The organism is Actinomyces howellii (assembly GCF_900637165.1).
Classification (GTDB): domain Bacteria; phylum Actinomycetota; class Actinomycetes; order Actinomycetales; family Actinomycetaceae; genus Actinomyces; species Actinomyces howellii.
This window is the reverse complement of record NZ_LR134350.1, coordinates 1,150,858-1,166,075: the sequence shown is the minus strand read 5'-3', so window position 1 is coordinate 1,166,075 and position 15,218 is coordinate 1,150,858. Positions and strand designations below refer to the sequence as shown.

14 protein-coding genes and 2 pseudogenes are annotated in these 15,218 nt (G+C 69.9%); 13 read left to right on the top strand and 3 right to left on the bottom strand.

Annotation, left to right across the window (positions count from 1 at the left end):
- Positions 1 to 61: 61 nt before the first annotated feature.
- On the top strand, positions 62 to 544 hold the full coding sequence (locus tag EL245_RS04920) for a DUF456 family protein (RefSeq protein ID WP_126382158.1): 483 nt from the start codon (positions 62 to 64) through the stop codon (positions 542 to 544).
- Positions 545 to 610: 66 nt separating this feature from the next.
- Here the strand turns inward: EL245_RS04920 and EL245_RS04915 are convergent, their stop codons facing one another.
- Positions 611 to 802, bottom strand: coding sequence for an LPXTG cell wall anchor domain-containing protein (locus EL245_RS04915; protein WP_126382157.1), 192 nt, complete (start codon positions 800 to 802; stop codon positions 611 to 613).
- Positions 799 to 3,288, bottom strand: a complete 2,490-nt coding sequence (locus EL245_RS04910) for a DUF11 domain-containing protein (RefSeq protein WP_126382156.1) — start codon at positions 3,286 to 3,288, stop codon at positions 799 to 801. The genes EL245_RS04915 and EL245_RS04910 overlap by 4 nt, the downstream gene beginning before the upstream one ends.
- 231 nt (positions 3,289 to 3,519) lie before the next feature.
- On the opposite strand from EL245_RS04910, the pseudogene EL245_RS04905 reads away from it, so the two are divergent.
- Together EL245_RS04905 and EL245_RS04900 are read left to right on the top strand one after the other, a co-directional pair.
- Positions 3,520 to 4,685, top strand: a pseudogene (locus EL245_RS04905) (IS3 family transposase).
- Positions 4,686 to 4,725: 40 nt separating this feature from the next.
- Positions 4,726 to 4,971 (top strand): annotated as a pseudogene (locus tag EL245_RS04900) (integrase core domain-containing protein); the annotation flags it as partial.
- On the opposite strand, the gene EL245_RS04895 reads toward EL245_RS04900, so the two are convergent.
- Complete coding sequence (locus tag EL245_RS04895) at positions 4,948 to 5,880, bottom strand: DUF11 domain-containing protein (RefSeq protein WP_232009925.1); 933 nt, start codon at positions 5,878 to 5,880, stop codon at positions 4,948 to 4,950. The pseudogene EL245_RS04900 and the gene EL245_RS04895 overlap by 24 nt on opposite strands.
- 113 nt (positions 5,881 to 5,993) lie before the next feature.
- Between EL245_RS04895 and EL245_RS04890 the strand changes: the two genes are divergently transcribed.
- The 10 genes from EL245_RS04890 (at position 5,994) to atpD (ending at position 15,218) form a co-directional block, all read left to right on the top strand.
- Positions 5,994 to 6,725, top strand: coding sequence for an L-threonylcarbamoyladenylate synthase (locus tag EL245_RS04890; RefSeq protein ID WP_126382153.1), 732 nt, complete (start codon positions 5,994 to 5,996; stop codon positions 6,723 to 6,725).
- Entirely contained in the window at positions 6,722 to 7,852 is a 1,131-nt protein-coding gene (locus EL245_RS04885; protein WP_126382152.1) for an MraY family glycosyltransferase, read from the top strand. The genes EL245_RS04890 and EL245_RS04885 overlap by 4 nt, the downstream gene beginning before the upstream one ends.
- Positions 7,849 to 8,277: a hypothetical protein gene (locus tag EL245_RS04880; RefSeq protein WP_232009880.1), complete on the top strand. Its 429-nt coding sequence runs from the start codon at positions 7,849 to 7,851 to the stop codon at positions 8,275 to 8,277. Before EL245_RS04885 ends, EL245_RS04880 begins: the two co-directional genes overlap by 4 nt.
- A 230-nt stretch (positions 8,278 to 8,507) precedes the next feature.
- On the top strand, positions 8,508 to 9,341 hold the full coding sequence (gene atpB / locus EL245_RS04875) for a F0F1 ATP synthase subunit A (protein ID WP_232009879.1): 834 nt from the start codon (positions 8,508 to 8,510) through the stop codon (positions 9,339 to 9,341).
- A gap of 97 nt (positions 9,342 to 9,438) precedes the next feature.
- Complete coding sequence (atpE, locus tag EL245_RS04870; RefSeq protein ID WP_126382151.1) at positions 9,439 to 9,642, top strand: ATP synthase F0 subunit C; 204 nt, start codon at positions 9,439 to 9,441, stop codon at positions 9,640 to 9,642.
- 11 nt (positions 9,643 to 9,653) lie between these two features.
- The gene (locus EL245_RS04865; protein WP_126382150.1) at positions 9,654 to 10,238 is read left to right on the top strand and encodes a F0F1 ATP synthase subunit B; all 585 of its coding nucleotides are present in this window, start codon (positions 9,654 to 9,656) and stop codon (positions 10,236 to 10,238) included.
- Positions 10,235 to 11,050 (top strand): ATP synthase F1 subunit delta, encoded by an 816-nt coding sequence (gene atpH, locus EL245_RS04860; protein WP_126382149.1) that lies wholly within the window; start codon positions 10,235 to 10,237, stop codon positions 11,048 to 11,050. Before EL245_RS04865 ends, atpH begins: the two co-directional genes overlap by 4 nt.
- A gap of 76 nt (positions 11,051 to 11,126) precedes the next feature.
- Positions 11,127 to 12,758 carry a F0F1 ATP synthase subunit alpha gene (gene atpA / locus EL245_RS04855; RefSeq protein ID WP_126382148.1) on the top strand — a complete coding sequence of 544 codons (1,632 nt, stop codon included), beginning with the start codon at positions 11,127 to 11,129 and terminating at the stop codon, positions 12,756 to 12,758.
- Position 12,759: 1 nt separating this feature from the next.
- Positions 12,760 to 13,704: a F0F1 ATP synthase subunit gamma gene (locus tag EL245_RS04850; RefSeq protein ID WP_126382147.1), complete on the top strand. Its 945-nt coding sequence runs from the start codon at positions 12,760 to 12,762 to the stop codon at positions 13,702 to 13,704.
- Positions 13,705 to 13,778: 74 nt separating this feature from the next.
- Entirely contained in the window at positions 13,779 to 15,218 is a 1,440-nt protein-coding gene (gene atpD, locus EL245_RS04845) for a F0F1 ATP synthase subunit beta (RefSeq protein WP_126382146.1), read from the top strand.

The following is a 15,218-nucleotide window of genomic DNA, read 5'->3' as shown; positions in this document are numbered from 1 at the left end:
CCGACTCCCGGTCCCGACCGTCCGGGCGCATGACGAGAGGCCGGTGTGGGAGCCTTGGACCGTGGAGATCGCGCTCAACGTCGTCGTCGCACTGGTCATCCTCATCGGGCTGGGCGGCGCCCTCACCCAGGTCTACCCCGGACCCCTGCTCGTCCTGGCCGCGGTCGCGGCCTGGGCGGTCCTGACCGGGGGCACCGCCGCCTGGGTGGCCCTCGCGGTCGCAGCGGTCGCGATCGTCGTGACGGGGTTCGGCAAGTACGTCCTCGTGGGGCGCCGGCTCACCCGTGCCGGGGTGCCGGGCAGGTCCCTGCTCGTGGGCGGGGTGGTCGGCGTCCTCGGCTTCTTCGCCGTCCCGGTCATCGGCCTGCCCCTGGGCTTCACCCTCGGGGTCTACCTGTGGGAGCTCCAGCGCCTGGGGCAGGAGCCTGCCGCCCGGGCCGCCGCCTGGGAGGCGGTCAAGGCCCAGGGGCTGGCCATCGTCCTCGAGCTCGGCGGCTGCCTCGTGGCGGCCACCGCCTGGGTGGTCGCCCTCGCCGTCGGCTAATCGGGGCCGGCGTGCTGGGGCCACTCCGTCGCTGTTCCGCGGCTGTCCCGACGCGCTCCCGGTTCCTCAGCGTCGGGTCCGGGGGGCGCGGCGGCGCAGCGCCGCCAGGACGAGGGAGAGGAAGACCAGGCCCGTCCCCACGACGGTGAGGGTGTCCGCCGCGGTCCCCCCGGTCAGGGGCAGGGGCGGGACGACGGGGAAGCCCGCCGGCTGGTCGGTGAGCACCCAGGTGTAGCTCCGCTCCACCGGGCCGCTCACCCCCCCCCGGTGTCCTCGGTCAGGATCGCCGGGGTACCCGATACCCAGGACAGGCCCGCCGGCGCCTCGGGGTGCTCGACGCTGATCGAGCAGCTGTCCTTGAGCCACACGGTGGCGGGCACGGTCGTGCGGGCCTCGGTCGAGCCGACGGGGATGGTGACCGACACCGAGTGGGTGCCCGAGGCCTGGCAGGTGAGGGTCCCGGTGAAGGTCATCTCCTCGGGCGCCCCGGTGGCGGGAAGGCCCTCGACCCGGTGGATCACCGTGACGTCGGTGCGGGTGTTGCGATAGGCGTAGGTCGTCGAGGACGTGTTCGTCGAGGGCGTGAGGTCCCAGGGGTCCGGGGCGCTCGTCGTCACGAGCTGCGAGGAGCCGAAGGACTGGATGACCCCCGCCCGGCCCGTCAGGGAGATGACGACCGAGCCGCCGGAGGGCACGGAGGTCACCGTCCCGGTCACCGTGTGGCTCGTGGGGTCGTAGACGAGGTCCGTCGGGCAGGTCGCGCCCCCGGAGGCCGTGCACACCGGGGTGGCCCCGTCGGGGACGGTGAAGCCGGCCTTGGGAAGGGTGATCGTGACCGGGACGTTGGTCGTCGCACCACATCCGTTGGAGATCTCCGAGGACACGGTCAGCTCCTCGCCCGGCTCAGGCGAGCTCGTTGACACCCGAGTCACGGTCGTGATGTCCGTCGTGCGCAGGGTGCCGGTGACTCGGGCTGAGGGGTTGGCGGGGTTGAGCTGGATTCCGGTGGGTGGAAACGCGTAGGCGGTGTTGTTGCTGGAGGTGGAGCCGGTGGGCAGGCAGCCGAGGGTGGCGGTGACGGGGACGGTGAGCACGAGGCTGGTGCCCGCGGGCAGGTTGACGGGGTTGTTGAACGGGTAGATGAATGTGGTGTTGGTGTTTGACTGGGTGGTGCCGTTGGCCCAGGTGGGGCAGGGGGCGGTGGAGGAGGGGGCGCAGGACACCGAGGACTCGATCCGGGTCGCGTTGGTCCCAAGGTTGTATTGATCGCGGACCGTCAGCCCGGTGATGTCGGTGGTTCCGGTGTTGGTGTAGGTGACGGTGTAGGTGCGGGTCTGCCCGGAGGCGACGGTGCTCAGGTCCTGGGTCTTGGACACCGACACCGAGGCGGTGGGGCAGACGGTTGTGGTCAGGGTGCCGGTGACTCGGGCTGAGGGGTTGGCGGGGTTGAGCTGGATTCCGGTGGGTGGAAACGCGTAGGCGGTGTTGTTGCTGGAGGTGGAGCCGGTGGGCAGGCAGCCGAGGGTGGCGGTGACGGGGACGGTGAGCACGAGGCTGGTGCCCGCGGGCAGGTTGACGGGGTTGTTGAACGGGTAGATGAATGTGGTGTTGGTGTTTGACTGGGTGGTGCCGTTGGCCCAGGTGGGGCAGGGGGCGGTGGAGGAGGGGGCGCAGGACACCGAGGACTCGATCCGGGTCGCGTTGGTCCCAAGGTTGTATTGATCGCGGACCGTCAGCCCGGTGATGTCGGTGGTTCCGGTGTTGGTGTAGGTGACGGTGTAGGTGCGGGTCTGCCCGGAGGCGACGGTGCTCAGGTCCTGGGTCTTGGACACCGACACCGAGGCGGTGGGGCAGACGGTTGTGGTCAGGGTGCCGGTGACTCGGGCTGAGGGGTTGGCGGGGTTGAGCTGGATTCCGGTGGGTGGAAACGCGTAGGCGGTGTTGTTGCTGGAGGTGGAGCCGGTGGGCAGGCAGCCGAGGGTGGCGGTGACGGGGACGGTGAGCACGAGGCTGGTGCCCGCGGGCAGGTTGACGGGGTTGTTGAACGGGTAGATGAATGTGGTGTTGGTGTTTGACTGGGTGGTGCCGTTGGCCCAGGTGGGGCAGGGGGCGGTGGAGGAGGGGGCGCAGGACACCGAGGACTCGATCCGGGTCGCGTTGGTCCCAAGGTTGTATTGATCGCGGACCGTCAGCCCGGTGATGTCGGTGGTTCCGGTGTTGGTGTAGGTGACGGTGTAGGTGCGGGTCTGCCCGGAGGCGACGGTGCTCAGGTCCTGGGTCTTGGACACCGACACCGAGGCGGTGGGGCAGACGGTTGTGGTCAGGGTGCCGGTGACTCGGGCTGAGGGGTTGGCGGGGTTGAGCTGGATTCCGGTGGGTGGAAACGCGTAGGCGGTGTTGTTGCTGGAGGTGGAGCCGGTGGGCAGGCAGCCGAGGGTGGCGGTGACGGGGACGGTGAGCACGAGGCTGGTGCCCGCGGGCAGGTTGACGGGGTTGTTGAACGGGTAGATGAATGTGGTGTTGGTGTTTGACTGGGTGGTGCCGTTGGCCCAGGTGGGGCAGGGGGCGGTGGAGGAGGGGGCGCAGGACACCGAGGACTCGATCCGGGTCGCGTTGGTCCCAAGGTTGTATTGATCGCGGACCGTCAGCCCGGTGATGTCGGTGGTTCCGGTGTTGGTGTAGGTGACGGTGTAGGTGCGGGTCTGCCCGGAGGCGACGGTGCTCAGGTCCTGGGTCTTGGACACCGACACCGAGGCGGTGGGGCAGACGGTTGTGGTCAGGGTGCCGGTGACTCGGGCTGAGGGGTTGGCGGGGTTGAGCTGGATTCCGGTGGGTGGAAACGCGTAGGCGGTGTTGTTGCTGGAGGTGGAGCCGGTGGGCAGGCAGCCGAGGGTGGCGGTGACGGGGATGGGGTGGGTGGCGTTTCTCGGACAGGGGAGATTTTCGTCTCTCTTCTGATTCGATAGGATGGAGCCATGTCAAGGGTGAAGTACTCGGACGAGTTCAAGGCGCAGGTTGTGCGTGAGGTCGCCTGTGAAGGACCGGACGATCGCGTCGGTCGCGGCCTCCTACGACCTGGTGCCCCAGACGGTGGGGAACTGGGTCGCGAGGTACAGGAAGGAGCACTCCAGCCAGGAGGAAAGTGAAGCGGTCGCAGAGTCCGCGCAGATAGCCAGGCTCAGGGCGGAGAACTGCGAGCTGCGCCAGGAGAACGAGTTCCTGAAAAAAGCGGCGGCCTTCTTCGCGCAGGAACAGCGGTGAGCGACAAGTACAGGCTCTGGGCCGCGAGGAAGGCAGGTATCCTGTTGTCTCCATGTGCCGCTGGGCCGGGGTGTCCAGGTCCGGGTACTACTCCTGGCGCGAGCGGGCTGAGTCGAGTCGTGTCAGGAGACGGGAGGAGCTGGCGGTTCTTGTGCGGGCCGAGTTCGAGGCCTCCCACGGCGCCTACGGGTACCGGCGCATCGCGGCAGCCCTGCGACGTCAAGGCGTGTCAACCTGCCAGGACACTGTGCGTGCGGTCATGCGCGCCCAGGGCCTGAGAGCCGCGCAACCGCGCCGGAAGGTCCGTACCACCGTCCCGGCCCGTGACCTGGGCGAGCGTCCCGACCTCGTGCGCCGTGACTTCACGGCCGAGAAACCCGGAATCAAATGGGTAGGTGACATCACCTGTATCCGCACGTGGGCTGGGTTCGTGTATCTCGCAACGGTGCTGGACTGCTGCACGAGGAAGATAGTCGGTTACGCGATGGCCGACCACATGCGCACCGACCTGGTCTGTGACGCTATCGACATGGCGGTACGCAGGTGCCCCCACAAGAGAGGGGTAACCATATTCCACTCCGACAGAGGCAGCCAGTACACCTCTCAGCAGTTCTCCGACCACCTGAGGAAGTATGGCATACGGCTGTCCGTCGGGCGCACCGGGGTGTGCTGGGACAATGCCTGGGCGGAGTCATTCAACGCGACTCTTAAGAACGAGAGGGTCCACCGCATGGTGTACCCTACACGTAGGAACGCAGTGAACGACATTGCCTCATGGATTGAGCTGACATACAATCAGACACGTCTCCACTCGACCCTCGGCTACCGCACCCCCAACGAGGTCGAAGGCGAGCACCTAGGCCGCAGACAAGCGGCCTGACACACCGAAACACACAGTCCGAAAAACACCCAGCACTCCAGGCATACGGCTGTCCGTCGGGCGCACCGGGGTGTGCTGGGACAATGCTTGGGCGGAGTCATTCAACGCGACTCTTAAGAACGAGAGGGTCCACCGCATGGTGTACCCTACACGTAGGAACGCAGTGAACGACATTGCCTCATGGATTGAGCTGACATACAATCAGACACGTCTCCACTCGACCCTCGGCTACCGCACCCCCAACGAGGTCGAAGGCGAGCACCTAGGCCGCAGACAAGCGGCCTGACACACCGAAACACACAGTCCGAAAAACACCCAGCACTCCAGGGACGGTGAGCACGAGGCTGGTGCCCGCGGGCAGGTTGACGGGGTTGTTGAACGGGTAGATGAATGTGGTGTTGGTGTTTGACTGGGTGGTGCCGTTGGCCCAGGTGGGGCAGGGGGCGGTGGAGGAGGGGGCGCAGGACACCGAGGACTCGATCCGGGTCGCGTTGGTCCCAAGGTTGTATTGATCGCGGACCGTCAGCCCGGTGATGTCGGTGGTTCCGGTGTTGGTGTAGGTGACGGTGTAGGTGCGGGTCTGCCCGGAGGCGACGGTGCTCAGGTCCTGGGTCTTGGACACCGACACCGAGGCGGACCGATCGAGAGCGGTGTTCTGGGTGACCGTGTTCGTCGAGGGGTCGATCTCCGTGTCCGCAGGCCCCACCGTCGCGGCGGCCTCGAAGGCCGCCGAGGAGGTCACCGGGTAGCGGCCGGTCACGACGACCGTGACCGTGCCCAGAGGAGGCAGGCTGGGGATAGTGCCGGTCACACTCGTCCCCGAGACGGTCAGCTGCTCAGCCGGGCTCGCCCCTCCCGTCGCCGTGCCGGCGGTGGCCGCGATCGAGGCCGTCCCGGCGTCCATGACAAGGGACAGGCCGACGTCGGTGGCGGTCTCGGCGCCCCGGTTCGTGATCGTGATCGTCGCCTCGAAGGCCGACCCCGCCCCGGCGGTGGCGGGTACGTTGAGCTGGACGATGAGGTCGACCGAGCTGGCCGCCACCGCCCGCACCGGCACGAGAACGGTGCTCAGGCAGGCCAGGGCGGCCAGGAGCAGGAGGGTCGTCCGTGCTGGTCCCCGCCGCCGACGACGGCGGTCGGGGCGGCGGGGACCAACGGAAAGGGAAAGGGAACCTGGGCGAGGACGGGGATCCATCACCACGGCAGGCTAACGACGGCTGGGACACCCTGGGACACTGTCGAGTCGCGATTCGGTGTCGAAGTAGTTACGTCACGCTCCGCACCGGGGCAGGGAGGATCCGTGCGAGGATGGGGGTCGTGACCGACCAGCCCCATCGGCTCTCCCCAGCCCCCCTGCCCGGCGCCGCCCGCGGTGACGAGCCGGACCGCGCCGTCGCCCACGTCCGCGACGGCGGTCTCCTCCTGCTCCCCACCGACACCGTCTACGGCATCGGCACGACCGCCGCAGACGGCGCGGCCATCGCCCGGCTGCTGGCCGCCAAGGGGCGCGGCAGGCAGATGCCCCCGCCGGTGCTCATCGCCTCGATGGAGGACCTCACCGGGCTCGTCGCGCAGGTCCCCGCGGCAGCGCGCGACCTGGCCGACGCCTTCTGGCCCGGCGGCCTCACCCTCGTCCTGCCCCTGGCCGAGGGCGTGGACTGGGACCTGGGAGACACAGGTGGGACGGTGGCCGTGCGCGTGCCCGACCACCCCCTGGCTCGGGACCTGCTGAGCCGGACCGGGCCCATGGCCGTCACGAGCGCCAACCGCACCGGCATGCCTCCGGCCACCGACGCCCACCAGGCCGCCGCGGCCTTCGGGCGCCGCGCCGAGCCGGGGGGCGACATCCTCGTCCTCGACGGCGGGCCGACCCCCGGCCCGGTCCCCTCGACCATCGTGTCGCTGGCAGGCGAGCGCGACGACGCCCCCCGCCTCCTGCGCGAGGGGGTCGTGGCGGCCGGTGCGCTCGAGAGGGTCCTCGGCGCCCCCCTGCCCGGGGCGGGCCCGGCCGGTGCGCGCCCGGCGGAGGCGGCCCGGTGAAGGTCTATCTCATGGTCCTGCTCGTCGCAGCCGCCGTCACCTACGTCTCGGTGCCGATCGTGCGCCACGTCGCGCTCGTGTCCAACGCCCTGACCCCCGTCCGGTCCCGGGACGTCCACACCACCCCCATCCCCCGGCTGGGAGGGGTGGCCATGTTCCTGGGCCTGGCCACGGCGATCTGCGTCGCCTCCCGCGTGCCGTACCTGTCCGACGTCATCGACTCCTCCGCCTGGGCGGTCGTGCTGGGGGCCGGGCTCGTCTGCGTGCTCGGCGTCGTCGACGACCTGTGGGAGCTGGACTGGATGACCAAGCTCGCCGGTCAGGCCCTGGCCGCCGTCGTCATGGCCTGGCAGGGCGTCCAGCTCATCACCTTCCCGGTCGGAGGGGTCACGATCGGCTCGTCACGGCTGTCGCTGGTGACCACCGTCGTCGTCGTCCTGGCCGCCATCAACGCCGTCAACTGGATCGACGGGCTCGACGGCCTGGCCGCCGGCGTCATCGGCATCGGCGCCACCGCCTTCTTCCTCTACGTCTACGTCCTGACCCGCACCACCTCCCCGCAGTCCTACACCTCGCTGGCCGCCACGGTCATGGCCGCCCTCATCGGGATATGCCTGGGGTTCCTGCCCCACAACTTCCACCCGGCGACGATCTTCATGGGTGACTCGGGCTCGATGCAGCTGGGCCTGGTCTCGGCGGCGGGCACCATCATCGTCACCGGGCAGATCGACCCCGGGAGCATCGGCGGCTCCCGGGCGATCCCGGTCTTCCTGCCCGTGCTCATCCCCCTGGCCGTCCTCCTCCTGCCGCTGGCCGACATGATCCAGGTCATCGTGCGCCGGGTCAGGGCCGGGCACAGCCCCTTCCACGCTGACCGCATGCACATGCACCACCGGCTCCTCGACGCAGGCAACTCCCACCGTCGCGCCGTGCTCGTCATGTACCTGTGGGCCGCCGTCGCAGCCTTCTCGATGGCCGCGATGGCCTTCTTCCCCCTGCACTACGTCCTCGTGGGGGCGACGACGGCCGTCGTGGCGGCGGTCGCCGCCACGGTCGACCTCATGCCCGGGCTGCGGGGCTGGGTGACCCGCTCGGGCGCCCGACACGCCAAGGGAGCCCGTCGATGACCTACGAGACCCACACAGCCGTCTTCAGGCGCGCCGCAGCCCGCGTCGCGGTCGTCGGTGCCGTGACCGTCCTGGCCGGTCTGGCCGCAGGGGTCCTCGCCGGGGGCTCGGCCCTGAGCGGTGCCCGGTGGGGGACCGGCGCCGGCACCCTCATGACCGCCATCACCGTGGCGGCCCTGGCCTACCCCTGGGACCGTCACCCGCTCCTGGCCACCGGCGGGGTCATGCTCTCCTTCCTCGGCAAGATCATCACGATGGTCGGTGTCGTCGTCCTGGCCGGTCCCCGCAAGGACAGCCTCAGCCCGGGCTGGTTCCTCGCCACCCTCGCCCTCGTCCTCCTGCCCGTGACCGTCACCGAGATCCTCGTCCTGGCCCGCGGTCGGGCCCTGACCGTCGAGCCCCCGGGCGGCTCCGAGGAGTCCTGAGGCGCCGCGGCGACACATCCTGTGCGCTACGCTGTCCACCTGCACCGGTGTGCTGCGGACGCAGCGCGCCGAAGCTCGACACGGGGCTCGGTGTCGTCACGCGCCACCGGCTCCCCCGTCGTATGGTGTCCCGAGCCCACGGAGGTCCGGGCCGCCCTGCGGTCTCCAGGAGCGTCCTGTCCCGTCCTGCCCGTGTCCCACGTCGTCCTACGTCATCTCAAGGAGGTCCGGTGATCGCGAGCGCGTCCCTGACGGCACGCCTGTCGTCCCTCGTCCCGGCGTCGTCGGCGTCCTCCGAGGGCGGGTTCCACCCACCCTCCATCGACGACTTCTTCCCGCCGGCCTTCGCCCTCCTGGGCAGCCCCTTCGAGGTCAACCGCGTCATGATGGTCCGCATCATCATGACCGTGGTCCTCGTCCTCGTCTTCGGCATCGGAGCCGCCCGGGCCCGGATCGTCCCCGGCCGGTTCCAGAACGCCCTGGAGATGATCCTCGACTTCGTGCGTACCAACATCGCCGAGGAGATCCTGGGCCCTGTCCACGGCCGCCGCTTCGCACCGATCCTCACGACGATCTTCCTCGGGGTCTTCTTCCTCAACATCTCCGGGATCATCCCGGGTCTCCAGATCGCCTCGACCGGGGTGGTGGGCATGCCGCTGGTCTTCGCCGTCGTGGCCTACGCGGCCTTCGTCTACGCCGGCGTGCGGGCGCACGGCCCCCTGCGATTCGTCCAGGGCAGCCTCATCCCCACGGGGGTGCCGGTCTTCCTCTACCCGCTCATCATCCCCATCGAGCTGCTGTCGACCTTCGTCCTGCGCCCCCTGACCCTGACCATCCGACTCATGGCCAACATGATCTCCGGCCACCTCCTGCTCGTGCTGTGCTTCGTGGCCACCAACGCGCTGTTCTTCTACGCCTCCGCCGAGTTCAAGGCCATCGGCGTCGTCACGCTCGCTGCCGGACTGGCCTTCGTCCTGTTCGAGGCCTTCGTCGCCGCGCTCCAGGCCTATATCTTCGCCCTGCTCACCGCCGTCTACATCGACTCCTCGGTGCACATGCACTGAGCCCGCCAGGGAGCCCGGTACCTGCCGGCTCCCGTGACCGTCCCCACCGACCCGGCCCCGTGCACGCGGCGCCGCCGACCCCCACAAGGAGAACCTCATGACCGGCAACATCGCCACGATCGGATACGGCCTGGCCACCCTCGGTCCTGCGATCGGCATCGGCCTTCTCGTCGCCAAGACCCAGGAGGGAACCGCGCGCCAGCCCGAGGTCGCCGGCGCCCTGCGCACGAACATGTTCATCGGCGCCGCCCTCATCGAGGCCCTGGGCCTGCTCGGCTTCGCCGCCGGCTTCGCCTTCTGAGGACGGGTCCCATGTCCGTGGGCGCCGCGGTGATGCCCGCCGCCTCGACACCGGAGGGCATCTTCCTGTTCATCCCGCAGCTGGCCGACCTCGTGTGGGGGACGGTCTGCTTCGTCATCATCGCCGTCGTCCTCATCAAGTACGCCCTGCCGCGCTTCAACGCCGTGCTCGACGAGCGCACCCGGCGGATCGAGGAGGGCCTGGCCCTGGCCGACAAGGCCAAGGGCGACCAGAAGGACGCCGAGCTCAAGGCTGCCCGGCTCGTCGAGGACGCCCGTCTCGAGGCGGCCAGGATCCGCGAGAACGCGCAGGTCGAGGCCAAGGCGATCATCGCCGAGGCGCGCCAGGCCGCCTCGGGCGAGGCCTCCCGCGCCATGGAGGCCGCTGAGCGCCAGATCCGCGCCGACAAGCAGGCCGCGCAGATCTCCCTGCGCAGCGACGTCGGCCTCCTGGCCAGCGAGCTCGCCGAGCGGATCATCGGGGCCCAGCTCGCCGACACCGAGCTGTCGGCCCGGGTCATCGACCGCTTCCTCGACGAGCTCGAGCAGGCTCCTGCCGAGGCGGTCACGGTGAGGTCCGCCCGGGGGCGAGGGTGAACACGGGATCCGCCGCCAGCCGGGCGGCAGCCGCGCGGGCCTGGGAGCCCGTCCTCGACCTCGCGGGCCCCGAGGGACTCGATCTCGGTGAGCAGATCCTCGCCGTGGCCCACCAGGTCGCGGTCGGCTCGCTCAGCGCCCCGCTGACCGACCCCGGTCGTCCGGGCCAGGACAAGGCCGATCTCGCGCACCGCCTCTTCCACGGACGCGTCGACGACCGGGTCGTCGAGCTGCTCCAGGCGCTGGTCCGGGGGCGGTGGTCCGCCCCGGTCGACCTCATCTCGGCCCTTCACGACCTGGGCATCGAGGCCATCCTCACCGGTGCCCGCTCGGCGGGCACCCTCGAGCAGGTCGAGCAGGAGATCTTCGGGGTGAGCGCCGCGCTCGAGCACGACCGTGAGCTGCGCAGGGCGCTCGAGCCCTCGCGGCGCTCCCGCGGCCGGGACCGCGTGCGCCTCGCGCAGCAGGTCTTCGGCGCGCACCTGACCTCCTCGACGATGAGCCTGGTCGTGTGGTGCGTGAGGCACCGCGCTGAGGGCGGCGTCCCGCGCAACCTGCGTCGGGTCGCCGAGCTCGCCGCACGGCTCCAGGACCGTGTCGTGGCCGACGTCGTGTCGGCTGTCCCGCTGTCCGACGTCCAGCTCGGCCGGCTGCGCGCCCTGCTCGTGGCCCGTCTGGGCACGGACGTCGAGATCAACGCCACGCTCGACCCCCAGGTCATCGGCGGCCTCAAGGTCGTCGTCCAGGACCAGGTCATCGACTCCACGGTGCGCCACCGCCTCGAGGCGGTGCGCAGCGCCCTGGCGGGCTAGACCCGCCCCACGACCCACCACACCGCGGCGGGAGCCCCAGGCTGGGACCGCCACAACGAAGCGAAGGAGACGACAGATGGCTGAGCTGACCATCAGGCCGGAGGACATCCGCTCCGCCCTGGACGAGTTCGTCGCGTCCTACAAGCCCGCACAGGTGGCCGCCGAGGAGGTCGGGCACGTCGTCTTCGCCGCTGACGGCATCGCCCACGTCGAGGGCCTGCCCGGTGTCATGGCCAACGAGCTGCTCACCTTCGAGGACGGCACCTCGGGCCTGGCGATGAACCTCGACGAGCGCCAGATCGGCGTCGTCGTCCTGGGCGACTTCGCGGGGATCGACGAGGGCCAGACGGTGCGCCGCACCGGGGAGGTCCTGTCGGTGCCCGTCGGCGACGGCTACCTCGGCAGGGTCGTCGACCCCCTGGGTCGTCCGATCGACGGCCTGGGCGAGATCCCCGCCGAGGGGCGTCGGGCCCTTGAGCTCCAGGCCCCCGGCGTCATGGCCCGCAAGTCCGTCCACGAGCCCCTCCAGACCGGGCTCAAGGCCATCGACTCGATGATCCCGATCGGGCGCGGCCAGCGCCAGCTCATCATCGGTGACCGCAAGACCGGCAAGACGGCCATCGCCCTCGACACGATCCTCAACCAGAAGGCGGCCTGGGAGACCGGCGACCCCGACAAGCAGGTCCGCTGCATCTACGTGGCCACCGGGCAGAAGGGCTCGACCATCGCCGCCGTGCGGGCGGTGCTCGAGGAGCGCGGCGCCCTGGAATACACGACGATCGTCGCCTCCCCGGCCTCCGACCCCGCGGGCTTCAAGTACCTGTCGCCCTACACCGGCTCGGCCATCGGACAGCACTGGATGTACGCGGGCAAGCACGTGCTCGTCGTCTTCGACGACCTGTCTAAGCAGGCCGAGGCCTACCGTGCCGTCTCCCTCCTCCTGCGCCGGCCCCCGGGGCGTGAGGCCTACCCCGGCGACGTCTTCTACCTCCACTCGCGCCTGCTCGAGCGCTGCGCCAAGCTCTCCGACGAGCTCGGTGCAGGATCGATGACCGGCCTGCCGATCATCGAGACGAAGGCCAACGACGTGTCGGCCTACATCCCCACCAACGTCATCTCGATCACCGACGGCCAGATCTTCCTCCAGTCGGACCTGTTCAACGCCGACCAGCGGCCCGCCGTCGACGTGGGCATCTCGGTGTCCCGTGTCGGTGGGGCCGCGCAGATCAAGGCGATGAAGCAGGTGGCGGGAACCCTCAAGATCACCCTCGCCCAGTACCGCTCGATGCAGGCCTTCGCGATGTTCGCCTCCGACCTGGACGCCACGACCCGCGCCCAGCTGACCCGAGGCGAGAGGCTCATGGAGCTGCTCAAGCAGCCCCAGTTCACGCCCTACCCCGTCCAGGAGCAGGTGGCCGCCGTGTGGACGGGCACGCAGGGCTACCTCGACGACCTCGAGGTCTCCGAGGTCCTGCCCTTCGAGGCCGCTCTCCTCGACCACCTGCGCCGCAACACCGAGGTCCTCACCGCCATCGCCTCGACCGGCACCCTGACCGAGGACACCGAGGCCGCCCTGCGCTCGGCGGTGGAGGCCTTCCGCACGACCTACCTGGCCGGCGGCAGGATGCTCTCGGGCGAGGTCGAGCTGGCCGAGGAGGAGACCACCGCCGAGCGCACCCACGAGCAGATCGTCGTCACGAGGGGCTGACGTGGCAGGCAACCAGCGCGTCTACAAGCAGCGCATCCGATCCACCCAGACCCTCCAGAAGGTCTTCAAGGCGATGGAGCTCATCGCCTCCTCCCGGATCGGTGCGGCGCGCCGCCACGCCCAGGGGGCGGGACCCTACGACCACGCCCTGAGCCAGGCGGTGGCCGCGGTGGGCACCTACGGCCACCTCGACCACCCGGTCACCCGCGAGCGCACCGACACCTCCCGCGTCGCGGTGCTCATCGTCACCTCGGACCGCGGCATGGCGGGTGCCTACTCGGCCACGATCCTGCGCGAGTCCGAGAAGCTCCTGGCCCAGCTCGTCGAGGAGGGCAAGGAGCCGGTCATCTTCACCTTCGGGCGCCGCGCGGCCGCGTACTTCGCCTTCCGGGGCCGGCGCGTGGAGTACTCCTGGACCGGGGAGTCCGACCGCCCCACCGACGCCTCCATCGAGGCCGTGGCGGCCACCCTCCTCGAGTACTTCCTCTCCCCGGTCTCCGCCGGCGGGGTGGCCGAGGTGCACGTCGTGTTCACCCGGTACGTCTCCATGGTCTCCCAGGTGCCCGAGGTCCGCAGGATGCTGCCGCTGACGGTCGTCGACGTCGAGGGACCCGGGGAGCTGGTCCGCGACGACATCGCGGCCGACCAGCTGCGTGCGGGCCTCGACACGACGGCCGTCCAGCCGGTCTACGAGTTCGAGCCCGACGCCGACGCGGTCCTCGACGCGCTGCTCATCCGCTACGTCCGCTCCAGGATCCGCAACGCCCTGCTCCAGGCCGCCGCCTCCGAGCTGGCCAGCCGGCAGCAGGCGATGCACACCGCCACCGACAACGCCGAGGACCTCATCACGACCTACACCCGCCTGGCCAACGCCGCGCGGCAGAGCGACATCACCCAGGAGATCACCGAGATCGTCTCGGGGGCCGACGCGCTGGGCTCGCAGTAGGCCCGCCGCAACCGACCACGCACACACCCCGGGGCCCACCGGCACCGGCCCACACGGACACGGAAGAACGCATCATGGCTGACACCACCACCCAGGGAACGGGGCGCATCACCCGGATCATCGGCGCCGTCGTCGACGTCGAGTTCCCGCCGGACGCGATCCCCGCGATGTACAACGCCCTCAAGGTGACCATCGAGGGAACCGGCGGGCGGGAGGACTCCCACGAGATCACCCTCGAGGTGGCCCAGCACCTCGGCGACAACATCGTGCGCACGATCTCGCTCAAGCCCACCGACGGCCTCGTGCGCGGCTCCCGGGTGCGCGACACCGGCAGCCCCATCACGGTCCCGGTGGGGGACGTGACCAAGGGGCACGTCTTCAACGTCACCGGGGAGGTGCTCAACCTCAAGGAGGGCGAGGCCCTCGAGGTCTCCGAGCGCTGGCCCATCCACCGCCAGCCGCCGGCCTTCGACCAGCTCGAGTCCAAGGAGCAGATGTTCGAGACCGGCATCAAGGTCATCGACCTGCTCACTCCCTACGTCCAGGGAGGCAAGATCGGCCTGTTCGGCGGCGCCGGCGTCGGCAAGACGGTCCTCATCCAGGAGATGATCCAGCGGGTGGCCCAGAACCACGGCGGCGTGTCGGTGTTCGCCGGTGTGGGTGAGCGCACCCGTGAGGGCAACGACCTCATCGTCGAGATGGAGGAGGCGGGCGTGTTCGACAAGACCGCCCTCGTCTTCGGCCAGATGGACGAGCCTCCGGGCACGCGGCTGCGGGTGGCCCTGAGCGCCCTGACGATGGCCGAGTACTTCCGCGACGTCCAGCACCAGGACGTGCTGCTGTTCATCGACAACATCTTCCGTTTCACCCAGGCCGGCTCCGAGGTCTCCACCCTCCTGGGACGCATGCCCTCGGCGGTGGGATACCAGCCCAACCTCGCCGACGAGATGGGCCAGCTCCAGGAGCGCATCACCTCGGCCGGCGGCCACTCGATCACCTCCCTCCAGGCGATCTACGTGCCCGCCGACGACTACACCGACCCGGCGCCCGCGACGACCTTCGCCCACCTCGACGCGACCACCGAGCTGTCCCGCGAGATCGCCTCGCGCGGCATCTACCCGGCGGTGGACCCGCTGGCCTCGACCTCGCGCCTGCTCGCCCCCCAGTACGTCGGCCAGGAGCACTACGACGTCGCCACCCGCGTGAAGTCCATCCTCCAGAAGAACAAGGAGCTCCAGGACATCATCGCGATCCTGGGCGTCGACGAGCTGAGCGAGGAGGACAAGGTCACGGTCAACCGGGCCCGGCGGATCGAGCAGTTCCTGAGCCAGAACACCTACATGGCCGAGAAGTTCACGGGCGTGCCCGGCTCCACGGTGCCGTTGAGCGAGACGGTCGAGGCCTTCCGGCGGATCGCCGACGGCGACTACGACCACCTGCCCGAGCAGGCCTTCTTCAACATCGGTGGCATCGAGGACCTCGAGCGCCGCGCCGCCGAGATCGCGGCGTCCTGA

Excerpts from the sequence above, each read along its gene's own strand:
- EL245_RS04895 (WP_232009925.1), bottom strand. The coding sequence starts at position 5,880 with ATGGATCCCCGTCCTCGCCCAGGTTCCCTTTCCCTTTCCGTTGGTCCC.
- EL245_RS04890 (WP_126382153.1), top strand. The coding sequence starts at position 5,994 with ATGGGGGTCGTGACCGACCAGCCCCATCGGCTCTCCCCAGCCCCCCTG.
- EL245_RS04880 (WP_232009880.1), top strand. The coding sequence starts at position 7,849 with ATGACCTACGAGACCCACACAGCCGTCTTCAGGCGCGCCGCAGCCCGC.
- atpE (WP_126382151.1), top strand. The coding sequence starts at position 9,439 with ATGACCGGCAACATCGCCACGATCGGATACGGCCTGGCCACCCTCGGT.
- EL245_RS04865 (WP_126382150.1), top strand. The coding sequence starts at position 9,654 with ATGTCCGTGGGCGCCGCGGTGATGCCCGCCGCCTCGACACCGGAGGGC.
- atpA (WP_126382148.1), top strand. The coding sequence starts at position 11,127 with ATGGCTGAGCTGACCATCAGGCCGGAGGACATCCGCTCCGCCCTGGAC.
- atpD (WP_126382146.1), top strand. The coding sequence starts at position 13,779 with ATGGCTGACACCACCACCCAGGGAACGGGGCGCATCACCCGGATCATC.